Below are 14,025 nucleotides of genomic sequence, written 5' to 3' on the forward strand. Positions count from 1 at the left end.
ACAGTGGGCGCTGTGGCAAGCCCGGTATGGCGCCGCGAGATTAGGTCACACTAACCTACTGGGGCGGCGACGCCCGGTCGCCGACACCACCGGCGGCGGGAGCTGACACACATGGCGGTACCCACAGTGACGCGCGAGGCGACGGCGCACGACACCGCGCCCGCGCCCGCCACGGCGAACGGGCTCCTGTGGCGTGCGATCTCCCGGCGCTGGCGTCTCGTGGTCCCCGGCCTGGTCCTCATGACCCTGTGGCAGCTGTCCGAGGCGCTGGTGCCGATTGCGATCGGCTGGATCGTCGACGCCGCGATCATCCCGCTCGATCGGCAGGCGATGCTGTGGTCGGTCGTGGGGCTCGTCGCGCTGTTCACGGTGCTCAGCTTCAGCTACCGCTTCGGCGCGCGAATGAGCAACCGGGCGCTGAACGAGGAGGCCCACGACCTGCGCGTCGAGGCCACCCGGATCCCGCTGGCCCGGCGCCGCGCGATGGAGGGGGCGAGCTCGGGCGGGGTGCTGTCGGTGTGCTCGGCCGACGCCGACGTGGCCGCGCTGATCTTCCGGCAGGTCGCGCTGGGCGGGTCGGCGGTGATCAGCATCGTGGGGATCTCGGTGTACCTGCTGTGGACCGATTGGGTGGTGGGCCTGATCGTGCTGGTCGGGGTGCCGCTGAGCCTGGTGCTGGTCGCGCTTCCGAGCCGGGCGATCTCTCGCCACAGCACCGCGCAGCAGGCCGCGATCGGCGAGGCGAGCAGCCGCGCGACCGACATCATGACCGGGTTGCGCGTCCTCAAGGCCGGCGGCGGCGAGCGCTGGGCGGCCGAGCAGTACCGCGTGGCCTCGCAGGGCGCGGCGGACGCCGGCATCGTCACCGCCGAGCGGTCGGGGCGGGTCGCGGGGATCGGGTCGCTCGGCATGGCCGCGGTGCTGGTGTTGGTCCTGGTGGCCGCCGGGTACCGCGTCGTGGCCGGCGAGATGGAGATCGGCACGCTCGTCTCGGTGGTGGGCGTGGCGGTGTTCTTCGAGGAGCCGGTGCGGATGATCACCATGATGGTCAGCGTGTTCGCGCGCTCCCACGGCGCCGCTCAGCGCCTGGTGGACCTGCAGGGGTCGGCGCCGGTGGACGAGTCGGGCACCGAGGTCCCGGAGGGATCCCGCCTGGAACTGCGTGACCTCCCGCTGCCCGACGGCCGCGCGCTCGACCTGGAGGTGGCGCGCGGCGAGGTCGTAGCGCTGGTGGCTGAGCAGCCGGCCGCCGCCGACGCGGTGACCCTGGCGATCGCCGGCCACGGCGAGCACACCGACGCGGTCCTGGTCGGCGGGCACCGCCGCAGCGCCCTGGTGCCGGAGCTGGCGCGCCACCTGGTGGTGGCCCCGCACCGCGTCGACCTGTTCGTGGGGACGATCCGGTCCAACATTGCCCTGCGGCATGGGGAGGTCGGGGACGAGGGGGTAGAGGTCGACGACGACGTCGTCCACGCGTCGGCGGTCGCCGAGATCGTGGAGCATCTGCCGGACGGTCTGGACCATGTCGTGCAGGAGGGTGGGCGCAATCTGTCGGGTGGTCAGCGGCAGCGAATCGCGCTGGCCCGGGCCCTGCACGCGGACCCGGACGTGCTGGTGCTGCACGAACCGACCAGTGCGGTGGATGCCGTGACCGAGTGGGAGATCGCGCAGGCCGTGCGGGAGATGCGGACCCGCCGGTCGGGGCAGGCCACGTTAATCGTGTCGTCGTCGCCCCCCTTCCTCGCGACGGCCGACAGGGTGGTCCACCTGCCCGCCCACGGTGAGCCGCGCTCGGGCACCCACGCCGAGCTGCGCGCCGACTCGGCCACCTACCGGACGGCGGTTGATCGATGAGCTCTACATCTGTACAGGAGGCCCCGGCCGCTCCCGAGGCGCTGCCCCTGGCCAGCGCGCGCGAGTCACTGGCGGTGCTTTGGCCGCTGCTGCGGGAGCGCCGCGGTTTCCTACTGCTCGTGGGCCTGGCCGGGCTGGTCGGCTCGGTGGCAGGTTTGGTGGCGCCGTGGGTGATCGGCTGGCTGGTCGACGTTCTTCCCGACGCCATCGACGGCGCCGTGGTGCTGGTGGGCGCCGGGGCGATCGCGGTGGCCGGTGTCGTGGGCGCGCTGTGCACGTGGGCCGGGCAGACCTGGCTCGCTCGGCTGACCGAGCCGACGGTGGCCCGGCTGCGCGAGAGGGTGATGGACCGGTCGCTGCGGCTCGGTGCAGCGCAGATGGAACGGACCGAGACCGGCGACCTGGTCTCCCGCGTGGCGGAGGACGCCCGCGAGATCAGCCAGGCCGCCACCACGGTGATCCCGCTGGTGGTGCAGTCGCTGTTCACAGTGGTCGTCTCCGGCGTGGGGCTGGTCGCCGTGGACTGGCGGCTCGGGCTGGTGGGGCTGGTGGCGCTGCCCATGTACTGGACGACGCTGCGCTGGTACCTGCCGCGGTCCGGCCCGATCTACGCGGAGGAGCGCGCCGCGTTCGGCACGCGGGCCAGCCGTCTCCTCGGCGGGATCTCCGGCTCGCGGACCCTGCACGCCTACGACGCCCAGGACTCCGAGCTCGAACGGATCACCGCCGCCTCGGGTCTGGCCCGCGACCTGTCGATCCGGGTGTTCTACTTCGTCACCCGGGCCTTCAGCCGGAACAACCGCGCCGAGGCGACGGTGCTGGCGCTGCTGCTGGTCGTGGGGTTCTTCCTCGTGGAGGCGGGCATGATCACCGCCGGTGCCGTGACCACCGCCGCGCTGCTGTTCCACCGGCTGTTCAACCCGATCGGTGCGCTGGTGGGGATGGCCGATCAGGTCCAGTCCGCCGGCGCCTCGCTGGTGCGGATGGTCGGCGTGATCACCATGCCCGTGCCCGAGCGGACCGCCGTCCCGAAGCCCGGCCCGCTGGAACTGTCCGACGTCTCGCACACCTACGGCGGGGACATCCCCGCGCTCGTGGACATCGACTTCTCGCTGGCTCCCGGCGAGGTGGTGGCCGTGGTCGGCTCCACCGGTGCCGGCAAGAGCACGCTCGCGTTGGTCGCCGCGGGGTCAGTGGTGCCGTCCCGCGGCGCCGTCAGCCTGGGCGGGGTGCCGATCGCCGATATCGATCCGGTCGCACTGCGCGAGCACATCACGATGGTCTCGCAGGATGTGCACACCTTTGCCACGACCGTGGCCGAGAACGTGCGGGCGCCCCGCCCCGAGGCCGACGACGCCGCCGTGCGCGCTGCCCTGCGAACCGTCGGCGCCGACTGGGTGGACGATCTGCCGGACGGGATCGACACCGTGGTGGGCGAGGGCGGGCACCCACTCGATCCGATGCAGGCCCAGATGATCGCCCTGGCCCGCGTGGAGCTGGCCGACCCGGACGTGGTGATCCTCGACGAAGCCACTGCCGAAGCCGGCTCCGCCGGGGCTCGCCGGCTCGACACCGCGGCCGCTGCAGTGTTGAAGGGGCGCGCCGGCCTGGTGGTGGCGCACCGGCTGAGCCAGGCGGTCACCGCCGACCGCGTCCTGGTGATGGAGCGTGGGCGGATCGTGGAGGCCGGTACTCACGACGAGCTCCTGCGGGCCGGCGGCCGGTATGCCGAGCTCGGCCGCGCGTGGTTCGGGGGCTGAGGCGGGGACCGGTGGCTCCGGGCCGAGCCGAATCTCGCCAAGTTGCGCCCTAATTGAACTCGATTCATTTAACGTCATGTGAGCTGTCCCACACACAGTGGCCGGTCAGGGCCGCCTCTCACGACGGAAGGCGGGTCCTTGATGACCAGCACAGCTACACATGCACCGACGACCACAGGGCGGGACCGGGTCAATCGCGAGGTCCGCCTCGTACGCCACCCGGACGGTGCGCTCGCGGTGGACGATCTCGAGGTGGTGCCCACGGACATGCCGGTCATGGCCCCGGGGAACGTCCTCATCCGCAACCTGCTCCTGTCGGTGGACGCGGCCACCCGCCTGCGGCTCGACCCCGTCTCGCCTCCCGGATATCTGCCCGCGCTCAAGCCGGGTGAGGCGCTCGCCGGGATGGTGGTGGGCGAGGTGGTCGAGTCCGACGTGCCCGGCTTCGAGCCCGGCGACCTGGTCCACCACGACCTCGGCTACCGCGACTACGCGCTGGTAGACCCCGGAAACCAGGCGCTCGGCGTGGCCGGGTCCCTGTCCAAGCTGGACCGTGAGCTCGGCCCTCCGGAGTTGCAGGTGGGCCTGCTCGGAATGACCGGGCTGACCGCATGGGCCGGGCTGTTCGAGGTGGCGTCGCTGAAGCCCGACGACGTGGTGTGGATCTTCGCCGCGGCGGGCGCGGTGGGCAGTGTCGCGGCGCAGGTGGCCAAGGCGCACGGCTGCCGGGTGATCGGCAGCGCGGGGAGCGCGGAGAAGGTCGCCTACCTCACCGAGAAGCTGGGCTTGGACGGGGCGTTCAACTGGCGTGACGGGCTGGACGGCCCGCTGGCCGAACTCGCGCCGGACGGCATCGACGTGTACTTCGACAGTGTCGGCGGTGACCATCTCCGGGCGGCGCTCGCGCACATGCGCCCGTACGGTCGGGTGGCGTTGTGTGGGGCGATCGCCGGCTACGACGGTCAGCCGCCGGTGGCCCCGGACAACCTCTTCGCCGCCACCACCAAGGACCTCAACCTGCGCGGGTTCCTGGCGGGCACGTTCGCCGACAGGCTGCCCGAGGCCCGGCGGCATCTGGCGGACTTGTGGGAGTCCGGCCGACTGACGCTGGACCTGGCGCGGTACGAGGGGCTGGAATCCGCGCCGGAGGCGGTGGTGGACATGCTCTCCGGGCGGACGACCGGAAAGTGTGTGGTGGCCCTGGCCTGAGCGGTGCCAATGCGAAACCTGCGTGCTGACCGCGAGACGCAGCAGGCCAAGACGCGGGCTGTGACACGGGTAACGGGGGCGACGCCGCGGACGATTCATCAAGTGTCGCAACCGCACTCGCGTAGCCCACCGGGGCCGCGCTCAACAGGAGGTGACTCCCGTGGGAGTTATTGATGCCGCCAGCGTGGCGGCGGGCGATGCGCTCATCGACGTGTTCACCCTCAGCTCGCACCTGTACCCGTACCCGCCGCCGCGCCCGGAGAACCCGTGGGACGCGTTCCTCGGCTCACTTGAGATGGCCGGCGGCTGGGTCTCCTCGATCGCTGGGGGAATCTGACGGTCGGAAGGCGAGAGTCAGGCCCGGCCCGCGGGTGAGGGCACGGCTCCGCGGAGTCGGTCGGCGGCGTCGTCGTCCACATGGAGGCGCACCTCGGTGACCTCCCGCGCCGGCGGTGAGCTCCACGGCATCCCGGGCATGGTCGCGGTGACCGGTCGTGCGAGGGCGAGGGTGAGGCGAGTTCCGTCGGGGCCGGGCAGGGCCAGGATCTCGCGGCCCGGTTCGCTGACGAGCTCTGCGTTTGTCGGTGACAGCCGTCGATCGTGCCGCGCGGCGGCCAGGGCGTCGAGCGGGATCCGCGCGCAGACGTGCGGCCCGCTGCGGAGGATGAGCTCGTCGCTGGTCAGCAGGTGTGGTCGCACAATCCGCCCGGCGACCAGGCCCAGAACCATGATCAGCGCGTACAGCCCGAGCAGGTCCAGCACGAGTCGCACGGTGGGCCACGGGATCAGCAGGTGGAGCGCCACGAGTTCGATCAGCGCGGCCACGGCCAGAGCGGCGGGCATGCCGAGCGTGCCGCGGGAGTAGCCGATCGCCACCGCTCCGTCGGGCACGTCCGGGCGCCGGGCGATCCAGCGTCCGAGCGAGGCGAGCGTGCGGGCCTCGGCGACGATCATCCGCAGGTAGGGGTCGTCGGCGGCGAGGGCGCGGAGCGCGTTGGGGCGCGAGTCGGTGCCGGCGCGGTGCGTCCGGTAGCGGCGGACGTATCCGGTCACCACGGCCGCGCCGAGCGGGGCCTCCACCGCGAGGAACAGGGCCAGCGCCGCCGCGGGGCCGATGACGCCGGTGGCGAGCAACGTGGCGTCGATGACGACGACAACGATCGCGATCACCGGCAACACCCGCCGCATCACGGGATCACGTCCAACGCGGAGAGAGTGCGACGCACGACCTCGCGCTGGGCGGGATCGGGGAGGAGCTGCTCGAGCGTCGGCCCGGTGTGCTCGGCAGGGGCGGGAGGGCCTGCCACGAGCGCCCGGATGTCGGGGTCCGCAAGCAGTGCGTCGGACAGCCGGGCGATCTCGTCCTCGACGTCGGCCGGACGCTTGCCCTCGATGTGGTGGAATCCGCGGAGCATCTCGAGGTAGGCGTGTCGGCGGTCGGGGTCGGCGGCGATCGTGGAGTAGCTCGAGGTCAGTACGTCCGGGAACTCGCCGGCCAGGGCGAGCAGGTCGAGCATGTCGCGCTCTCGGTCGAGGAGCTGCGCCAGGGAGGGGTCGTCGTCGGCGTCTTCTCTACAGACCTCGAGCGCACGGGTGACGGACGCGGGCAGGAGTCCGGGCGGCAGTCCCTCAGCCACCCGGTGGGCTATCACGTCGAGCCGGTCCCGTTGCCGGGTGAGCTGGGAGATCTGGTGGTCGATCCCGTCGCGGAGGGCGGCGAGGTCGGCCGAGGCGTCACCCTGGGGCTCGAGCAGCGCGCCCACCTCGCGGAGCGGGACACCGGAATCGGAGAGGAACGCGATGCGGGCGATCCGGGCGAGGTCGGCGACGGTGTAGCTGCGGTACCCGCCTGGGGTGCGCGGGGGTTCGGGCATCACCCCGAGCCGGTGATAGTGCCGGATGCTGCGCGCGCTGATCCCGACGATTACGGCGACCTCGCTGATTCTCATGCCTCGATCATCAACCTTGACACTGTGACAAGGTCAAGTGGTCGGGGTCGGGTCGGGTCGGGGGTGGGGTGCACGTGCTGCTTGCAGGAATGCACTGCGAGCGCGCGCCTCAGCTGAGTTCGTCAGCCAGCCTGGAGGCGGGGATCCAGTCGATGCCGAACACGCGGGCCACGTCGGCAAAGGTCGAGGCGTCCGCGTCGGTGCTGGTCGCCGAGGCGATCAGGCGGGACAGCATCACTGTTCCTGCTCGTTCTTCGATCGTGCCGGCCGCGGCGAGGAGCGACCACGCGCAGACCTGGTGGTTCCGATGTGCGCGGCCCATCGTCTGTTCGGCGAGCAGGCCGCTGTATCGAGCTTGGTGGAAGAAGCCTCTGCGCGGGGTGGCGGTGGCTGATGAGCCGTCGGCGAACTGCTCGGATGCCTGCAGGTTGATCGCGGTGGGTGTATTGAACACCACCACCTCGGCCTCGCCGCGCTGAAAGCGCATACGTTCGGATTCGGCCTCCGGGTTGGAGCCGTAGATGCGTGCCACCGGGATCCCATCGGCTTCGAGCATCTCGGCCACCGGGTGAGCTGCCGTGGTGACCATCTCGGTGGCAACCAATACCTGGTACCCGCGGGCGAGTTCGGCCTTGACCGCAGCCACGGTGTGTTCGACACGGATCATCGACGCCTTCTGTCGTAGCCGGACCAGCGCCGCCAGTCCGCGGGCGACATTATTGCCCGTCCGGGCCAGCTGCATCTCCCGCTGAAAGTCGCCCCATTCGAGCTCGTACGCTCGCTACTGGTCGGGGGTCAACTCCACCAGGCCCACCTCGAACGGTGGAGGCCCCCACGGCGCCGACCGGGTGAGCATCAGTGGCGGCTCGTGCCGCAGCAGCATGTCGCGCACGTCGCTAATGGCCGCCTGCTGGGTCTGTAGCGAGTCTTTTGCCTCGGCGTTCCAGGTCCACTTGCCGTACGAGGTCTCCAGGGGAACGCCTCGCTCGCTCAGAGCCCTCCCGAAGTCCGCCCACCGGGCGGGCGGATCACCGTGGACCTGGGCGAACAGCGAGGACAGGTAGCCCCATTCGCCGGGGTGATGACCGGGCGTGGCGGTGATGGTCAGCACGAACTGGGACGTTTCGTGCGGAGAGTCCATGCGGGTCAGTCGCCGCATGTAGCTGGTGCGCTTGCTGGCGAACCGGAACTGGTGGGCCTCGTCGATCACCGCGACGTCGACTCTGAGCCGTGGGCGACCGTTCCGGGCCATGAGTTTGCCGAGGCTGTCCGACGACATGATGATCCACCGCAAGCCGTCGTCGCCCAGCGCGGCGATGGTGCGCCGCCACGAGGGGATGGTGATGCGCGCCGGCCGGTCCACCGTCACCAGAACCGTGCGGGCGCCCCGCATCTGCGCGATGGATTTCGCCGCAGCCACGGCCACGAGGGTCTTGCCGGTGCCCACGTCGTTGGCCAGGTGGAACTGCCGGTACTCCTGTTCGGCGGCTGCGACGATCGTGTCCACGTCCGCGCATTGCTCCGGGCGGAGTGTCAGGGGAGCAGCGGTCGCACCGGGGCCCTCACTGCCGTTGAGTTCGTCTTCCAGCCACCGCAGGTAGGAGTAGGGCTTGCTGGCGTACGGCTCCAGCGGGTCCGGCAGGGTGGTGCCGACATAGGCGTGTGCGGTGAGCGACTTGTAGTAGGTCACCCCGGCCGGCATGCCGCCGCCCAGCCCGCCCCACGGGAGTTCCAGGAGCCACACCCGCTGGCCGGAGGGGATCGTCGGGACGGCCTGCGCCGCGCTGGACTTCTTGGTCGACTTGGCCCGCTTGGAGCTGGTCTTGCGCCTTGTGGTGGTCTTGCGTGAGGTCCGGGTCGCCATCAGATTGCTGCCCAGCTGCGGGCGGTGACGAGCGCGGGGGAGTTCACGATGTTCTCCTGGGTGGTCCGGGTGTGTCGGGCTCACTGTAGGTGCCGGGTGCGACATCGCCGGGGTCGGAGTCGGTGACCGGAGGTCATGACGACAACATCCACGACACCATCGACAGTGAGCGTGCCGCGCCGTGCTCGGTTTCGTATCGGGACGGCGTCTGATCTAATCCGCCCATGGTCGATTTCGGTGATCTGAGTGTGGCGGAGTTGCTCCGCCTCTGGTCATCCAGCACGGCAGAATTGAAATCTCGAGGTATCATCCAGACCCGCAATATGGTCGGTGAGATCGCTGAAGCGGTGGCGCACACGTATCTCGGTGGGACGCGTGGCTCCTTCAGTCAGGCCGGCTGGGATATCTGCACTGACTCTGGAGAGCGAGTCCAGGTGAAAGGCATCTGGCGTACGTCGGATCGTCGTCGTTCGATCACCAGCGCGCTTCGCGGTGAGAACTACGACTCTGTGCTGATCATCGAGTTCGATGACTTCTTCGAGCAGGCACACGGTTACAAGGTCGAACGGCTCTTGGTCGAGGAGTTATTCGCGGTCACCGCACACGTGAATGGTCGAATCATCAGGATGACGGAGAGGTTCCGCAACGACGATCGTGTGACGCGGGTCGATCTCACACCGTTCTTGGAACTCCTGTAACGACAGAGCGTTATGTGCGCTTCTCCCTGAAGTTCTCCGAGTGTGAGCGAAGTCGGAGGAGTGGGATGTGTCAATAGCGCTCTGTGATGTGGCGGTAGATCGTCGAGCGTGGCGCCGGCATGCTGGGCGAGATGCTGCAGGAAGATCCTGGTGGTCCGCCCGTTGCCTTCGCGGAACGGATGGGCGAAGTTCAGGCGGGTGTGTACCTCGGCGAGAGCGTCGGCCACCTCGCCGAGTTCAAGGTCGTGCCATGCAGTGGCGTCGATGCGGCGATGAATCTGACGCAGGTACATGTCCATGCTGTTGTGATCACCGAAGTGGTGGACATACCTGCCGGCACCGCCCATGGAGATGTTGACGGTCCGGAACTGCCCGGCCCAGTCGTAGATGTCTCCATCAAACCCGGGGCACTTCATAGCCGTCACTCCGGTCAGCGTTGTCCCAGGACGCGTTCGGCAAAAACGTACCGGAGTGACGGCTGACCTTCCGTTGCGCTGCCACGTCGCAGACTTGGGCTCGTTCGGCGCAGCCACGTCGCAGACTTGGGCTCACTCGGCGCAGCCACAGCGCAGACTGGGGCCGCATGGCGCATCCTCGGCGCAGCCAGTGACGGCCGCTCGGCGCAGCCACGGCACAGCCTGAGGGCGGTCCGCAGCGGGACGTGGAACAATGGCCCCCGGTACCGCCGCCGGAGCGTGGTGCCAGCCCACAAGGCCGTTACCCAAGTCTTCCCAAGGAGTACAGATGGCGCTTATCGAGCAGGTCGGAGCCCGGGAGATCCTCGATTCGCGAGGCAACCCCACCGTCGAGGTGGAGGTGCTTCTGGACGACGGCTCGTTCGGCCGTGCCGCAGTGCCGTCCGGCGCGTCGACCGGTGCCCACGAGGCCGTGGAGCTGCGCGACGACGACGAGCGCTACCTCGGCAAGGGCGTGACCAAGGCAGTGGAGGCCGTCCTGGACGTGCTCGCGCCGGCCGTCATCGGGATCCCGGCGGAGGATCAGCGGCTGGTCGACGAGGCCCTGCTGGATGCGGACGGTACGCCGAACAAGGCCCAGGTCGGCGCCAACGCCGTGCTCGGCGTCTCGCTGGCCGTGGCCCGCGCCGCCGCAGAGTCGGCGAACCTGGAGCTGTACCGCTTCATCGGCGGTTCCAACGCGCACGTCCTGCCCGTGCCGATGATGAACATCCTCAACGGTGGCGCCCACGCGGACTCGGGCGTCGACGTCCAAGAGTTCATGATCGCCCCGATCGGCGCGCCGACCTTCCGTGAGGCGCTTCGCATGGGCACCGAGGTGTACCACCAGCTCAAGGCCGTCCTCAAGGACAAGGGCCTGTCCACCGGCCTGGGCGACGAAGGCGGATTCGCGCCGTCGGTCGATTCCACCAAGGCCGCCCTCGACCTGATCGTCGAGGCCATCAAGAAGGCTGGCTACGAGCTGGGCACCGACGTGGCGCTGGCGCTGGACGTTGCCGCCACCGAGTTCTACTCCGACGGCAAGTACCACTTCGAGGGCAAGCAGCTCTCCGCCGCCGAGATGGCTGACGTCTACGCGGGCCTGGTGAAGGACTACGCCCTGGTCTCGATCGAGGACCCGCTCGACGAGGACGACTGGGACGGCTGGAAGACCCTCACCGACATGATCGGCGACAAGGTCCAGCTGGTGGGCGACGACCTGTTCGTCACCAACCCGCAGCGCCTGGCCGACGGCATCGAGAAGGGCCTGGCCAACGCACTGTTGGTCAAGGTCAACCAGATCGGCACGCTCACCGAGACCCTGGACGCCGTGGACCTGGCCCACCGCAACCGCTACGCCACCATGATGAGCCACCGCTCGGGCGAGACCGAGGACACGACCATCGCCGACCTGGCGGTGGCCTGCAACTGTGGCCAGATCAAGACCGGCGCCCCGGCCCGGTCGGAGCGTGTGGCCAAGTACAACCAGCTGCTGCGCATCGAGGAGATGCTCGGGGACGCGGCCCGTTACGCCGGCGCCGGTGCCTTCCCGCGCTTCAAGGCCTGAGCAAGCAACGCAGTAAGGCCTGACGGTAGACGTCACGGCGAGACGGACAGGTAGTCGAGAGGAGGGCTGATGGCCCGCCCACCGCGCCCCTCGGACCGCCGGGGTGGCGGACGCGATCGCGCGTCGTCCCGGCGGCCCGGGGAGGCGTCGGGTCCTGTCCGGCGCCGCAGTCCCGACCGCCGCAGTCCCGACGGCCGTGGCACTGACCGTCGGACTACGGACCGCCGTGGCGCAGATCGCACCACCGGGTCGGGCGGCAGCACAGCCAGCGACAGCGGGGCCGGCTCCGGCTCGGGGGCCGACCCCAGCCGCCGAGGCGTGCCGCAGCGGCGTACGCCCTCGCGCGAACGGGATCGGCCCGCGCCGGCATCCGCCAGGTCCGGCCGGGTCGGCACCACCGCGCATCCGGAGGCCCATCGGCTGACCACCCGGACGGATCTGTCCGAGACGGTCCTGGGGCCGAAGAACTACACGCCCCGGCGGATCGGACTCCTCGCCGTCGTCGCCCTCATCCTGCTCGTCACCGTCTCCTTCCCGCTCCGGAACCACTACCAGTTCCTCCGCGACGAGAAGGCGGTGGCGCAGGAGCGCGCCGCGCTCGAGCGGACCATCGCCCAGCTCGAGGCCGAGCAGGAGATGCTGTCCGACCCGGCGTTCATCGAGCAGCAGGCCCGCATCCGGTTCGGCGCCGTCAAGCCGGGGGAGACCCCGTACAGGGTGAGCACGGTGGACCCGGTGGAGCAGGCGGCGGCCGAGCAGCGGGCGGCGGAGATCGCGGCGTTGCCGTGGCAGACGCGAGTGTGGAACTCGATCTCCGTGCCTGCCGATCCGGTCATGCCGGAGGAGTCGATCCTCGACGGCACGTCGATCCCGGGCGGTCCCGACACCCCGCCCGTCCCCGTGATGCCGGATCCGGGCGGCGTCACCGACCCCGCCGAGCAGAACCCCGACCAGCCTGAAGCGGCCGATCCCGGCGCCGAACCGGCTCCGTAACTTCGCACAGGAGGACCCCAGCGTGAGCGCTGACCCAAGCGTTTCCCAGGACGATCTCGACGCCATCGCCGCCCAGCTCGGCCGGCCGCCGCGTGGCGTGCTGGAGGTGTCCTACCGCAGCCCGGACGGGCGGCCCGGCGTGGTCAAGACCGCCCCGCGGCTCGAGGACGGCACCCCGTTCCCCACGCTGTACTACCTCACCGATCCGCGGCTCACGGCCGAAGCGAGTCGGCAGGAGTCGGCGGGGATCATGCGCGGGATGCAGGCGCGCCTGGCCACCGAGCCGGACCTGGCGGCGAACTACCAGGCCGCGCACGAGCGATACCTGTCCAAGCGCAACGCGATCGAGGACCTGGGCACCGATTTCTCCGGCGGCGGTATGCCGGAGCGGGTCAAGTGCCTGCACGTGCTCATGGCCTATGCGCTGGCCGAGGGGCCGGGCGTGGTGCGGCTGGGGGACGAGTCGGTGGCGCTGGCGTGCGAGGCCGGGCTGCGCGGCACCGCCCTGCCCGCTGACTGGCCGAGCCCCGAGGAGCTGGGCGTGCCTGACTACCTCGCCATGGACGAGCAGTGACCGCTGCTGTGCGCGTCGGTGCGATCGACTGCGGCACCAACTCCATCCGGCTGCTCGTCGCAGAGGGCGTCCCCGGCGAGCCCGGGTTGACCGACGTGGTGCGCGAGATGCGGATCATCCGACTCGGCGAGGGTGTGGACGCGACCGGGCGGCTGTCCGAGGGCGCGATTTCCCGCTGCCGCACGGCCCTCACCGACTACGTGGCCACGATGGCCGAGCTCGGCGTGCAGTCGGTGCGCATGGTGGCCACCTCCGCGACCCGCGACGCGGCGAACAAGGACGAGTTCTTCGGCATGACCGCCGAGGTGCTGGGCGCTCAGTTCCCGGGCGCGGTGGCCGAGGTGATCTCCGGGCAGACCGAGGCCGAGCTGACCTTCGCCGGCGGGGTGTCCGACCTGTCGCCGACTGACGGGCCGTTCGTGGTGACCGACCTCGGCGGCGGGTCCACGGAGATCGTGGTGGGCGAGCTCGCCGGTGGCGAGGTGCGTCTGCTCGGGGCCCGCAGCCTGGACATCGGGTGCGTGCGCATCACCGAGCGGGTTCTGCACTCTGACCCGCCCAACCCTGACGAGATCGCCGAGGCCCGCGGGGTGGTGTCGGCAGCGCTGGCTGAGGCCGGCGACGTGCCGGTGGGCCGCGCGGCCCGCTGGGTGGGCGTGGCGGGCACCTTCACCACGATGAGTGCGCTGGCACAGAACCTGGGGGAGTACGACCCCGAACGTATCCACGGCAGCGTGATCTCTCTGGACCGGATGCGCGAGGTGTGCGACCGCCTGGTGGCCTCGTCGGTGGCCGAGCGGCGGAGCCTGGGGCCGATGCACCCCGGTCGCGCGGACGTGATCGGCGGGGGCTCCATCGTGGTGCAGGCGCTGTGTGATGTGATGGAGCGCGCGGGTTTGTCCGAGCTCACGGTGAGTGAGAAGGACATCTTGGACGGCATCGCGATGTCGGTGCTGACCCGCCTGGCCGGTTAGTCCCGCACAGCGGTCCGCGCGCCACCGGTCCCGCTCGGGCGGGGCCGACTAGCCCCCATAGCCCAATTGGCAGAGGCAGACGGCTTAAAACCGTTTCAGTGTCGGTTCGAGTCCGACTGGGGGCACCT

General features: G+C 70.3%; 13 protein-coding genes, 1 tRNA gene and 1 pseudogene. 10 read left to right on the top strand and 5 right to left on the bottom strand.

Annotated features, from left to right (window positions below):
* Nucleotides 1–111: 111 nt before the first annotated feature.
* The 4 genes from ACWIFB_RS09375 (at nt 112) to ACWIFB_RS09390 (ending at nt 5,160) form a co-directional block, all read left to right on the top strand.
* Nucleotides 112–1,854, top strand: coding sequence for an ABC transporter ATP-binding protein (locus ACWIFB_RS09375; RefSeq protein WP_454058090.1), 1,743 nt, complete (start codon nt 112–114; stop codon nt 1,852–1,854).
* Entirely contained in the window at nt 1,851–3,614 is a 1,764-nt protein-coding gene (locus ACWIFB_RS09380) for an ABC transporter ATP-binding protein (RefSeq protein WP_454058091.1), read from the top strand. The genes ACWIFB_RS09375 and ACWIFB_RS09380 overlap by 4 nt, the downstream gene beginning before the upstream one ends.
* A 141-nt stretch (nt 3,615–3,755) precedes the next feature.
* Entirely contained in the window at nt 3,756–4,823 is a 1,068-nt protein-coding gene (locus ACWIFB_RS09385; protein WP_454058092.1) for a zinc-binding dehydrogenase, read from the top strand.
* Between the two features lie 160 nt (nt 4,824–4,983).
* Nucleotides 4,984–5,160, top strand: coding sequence for a hypothetical protein (locus ACWIFB_RS09390; RefSeq protein WP_454058093.1), 177 nt, complete (start codon nt 4,984–4,986; stop codon nt 5,158–5,160).
* A 17-nt stretch (nt 5,161–5,177) separates the two neighbouring features.
* Here the strand turns inward: ACWIFB_RS09390 and ACWIFB_RS09395 are convergent, their stop codons facing one another.
* From ACWIFB_RS09395 to ACWIFB_RS09410, 4 genes are all read right to left on the bottom strand, one after another.
* Nucleotides 5,178–5,993, bottom strand: coding sequence for a hypothetical protein (locus ACWIFB_RS09395; RefSeq protein ID WP_454058094.1), 816 nt, complete (start codon nt 5,991–5,993; stop codon nt 5,178–5,180).
* A 17-nt stretch (nt 5,994–6,010) separates the two neighbouring features.
* Complete coding sequence (locus ACWIFB_RS09400) at nt 6,011–6,772, bottom strand: MerR family transcriptional regulator (protein ID WP_454058095.1); 762 nt, start codon at nt 6,770–6,772, stop codon at nt 6,011–6,013.
* 109 nt (nt 6,773–6,881) lie between these two features.
* Nucleotides 6,882–7,439, bottom strand: a complete 558-nt coding sequence (locus ACWIFB_RS09405) for a hypothetical protein (protein WP_454058096.1) — start codon at nt 7,437–7,439, stop codon at nt 6,882–6,884.
* Nucleotides 7,440–7,553: 114 nt separating this feature from the next.
* Nucleotides 7,554–8,636, bottom strand: a complete 1,083-nt coding sequence (locus ACWIFB_RS09410; RefSeq protein WP_454058097.1) for a DEAD/DEAH box helicase family protein — start codon at nt 8,634–8,636, stop codon at nt 7,554–7,556.
* A 224-nt stretch (nt 8,637–8,860) separates the two neighbouring features.
* On the opposite strand from ACWIFB_RS09410, the gene ACWIFB_RS09415 reads away from it, so the two are divergent.
* Nucleotides 8,861–9,334 (top strand): hypothetical protein, encoded by a 474-nt coding sequence (locus ACWIFB_RS09415; RefSeq protein ID WP_454058138.1) that lies wholly within the window; start codon nt 8,861–8,863, stop codon nt 9,332–9,334.
* Between the two features lie 188 nt (nt 9,335–9,522).
* Here the strand turns inward: ACWIFB_RS09415 and ACWIFB_RS09420 are convergent.
* A pseudogene (locus tag ACWIFB_RS09420) lies at nt 9,523–9,750 on the bottom strand (hypothetical protein); the annotation flags it as partial.
* A gap of 328 nt (nt 9,751–10,078) precedes the next feature.
* Here ACWIFB_RS09420 and eno point away from each other — a divergent pair.
* From eno to ACWIFB_RS09445, 5 genes are all read left to right on the top strand, one after another.
* Nucleotides 10,079–11,356, top strand: coding sequence for a phosphopyruvate hydratase (gene eno / locus ACWIFB_RS09425; protein WP_454058098.1), 1,278 nt, complete (start codon nt 10,079–10,081; stop codon nt 11,354–11,356).
* A 318-nt stretch (nt 11,357–11,674) separates the two neighbouring features.
* Nucleotides 11,675–12,349 (top strand): septum formation initiator family protein, encoded by a 675-nt coding sequence (locus ACWIFB_RS09430; RefSeq protein WP_454058099.1) that lies wholly within the window; start codon nt 11,675–11,677, stop codon nt 12,347–12,349.
* Between the two features lie 22 nt (nt 12,350–12,371).
* The gene (locus tag ACWIFB_RS09435; protein WP_454058100.1) at nt 12,372–12,923 is read left to right on the top strand and encodes a DUF501 domain-containing protein; all 552 of its coding nucleotides are present in this window, start codon (nt 12,372–12,374) and stop codon (nt 12,921–12,923) included.
* Nucleotides 12,920–13,897 (top strand): Ppx/GppA phosphatase family protein, encoded by a 978-nt coding sequence (locus tag ACWIFB_RS09440; protein WP_454058101.1) that lies wholly within the window; start codon nt 12,920–12,922, stop codon nt 13,895–13,897. The genes ACWIFB_RS09435 and ACWIFB_RS09440 overlap by 4 nt, the downstream gene beginning before the upstream one ends.
* Before the next feature lie 51 nt (nt 13,898–13,948).
* Nucleotides 13,949–14,022, top strand: a tRNA-Leu gene (locus tag ACWIFB_RS09445).
* Nucleotides 14,023–14,025 lie beyond the last annotated feature (3 nt).

The organism is Dietzia sp. NPDC055340, assembly GCF_053645335.1.

Coding starts and splice junctions, on each gene's coding strand:
- ACWIFB_RS09380 (WP_454058091.1), top strand. CDS start 1,851: ATGAGCTCTACATCTGTACAGGAGGCCCCGGCCGCTCCCGAGGCGCTG.
- ACWIFB_RS09400 (WP_454058095.1), bottom strand. CDS start 6,772: ATGAGAATCAGCGAGGTCGCCGTAATCGTCGGGATCAGCGCGCGCAGC.
- ACWIFB_RS09415 (WP_454058138.1), top strand. CDS start 8,861: ATGGTCGATTTCGGTGATCTGAGTGTGGCGGAGTTGCTCCGCCTCTGG.
- ACWIFB_RS09405 (WP_454058096.1), bottom strand. CDS start 7,439: ATGATCCGTGTCGAACACACCGTGGCTGCGGTCAAGGCCGAACTCGCC.
- ACWIFB_RS09375 (WP_454058090.1), top strand. CDS start 112: ATGGCGGTACCCACAGTGACGCGCGAGGCGACGGCGCACGACACCGCG.
- eno (WP_454058098.1), top strand. CDS start 10,079: ATGGCGCTTATCGAGCAGGTCGGAGCCCGGGAGATCCTCGATTCGCGA.
- ACWIFB_RS09385 (WP_454058092.1), top strand. CDS start 3,756: ATGACCAGCACAGCTACACATGCACCGACGACCACAGGGCGGGACCGG.
- ACWIFB_RS09410 (WP_454058097.1), bottom strand. CDS start 8,636: ATGGCGACCCGGACCTCACGCAAGACCACCACAAGGCGCAAGACCAGC.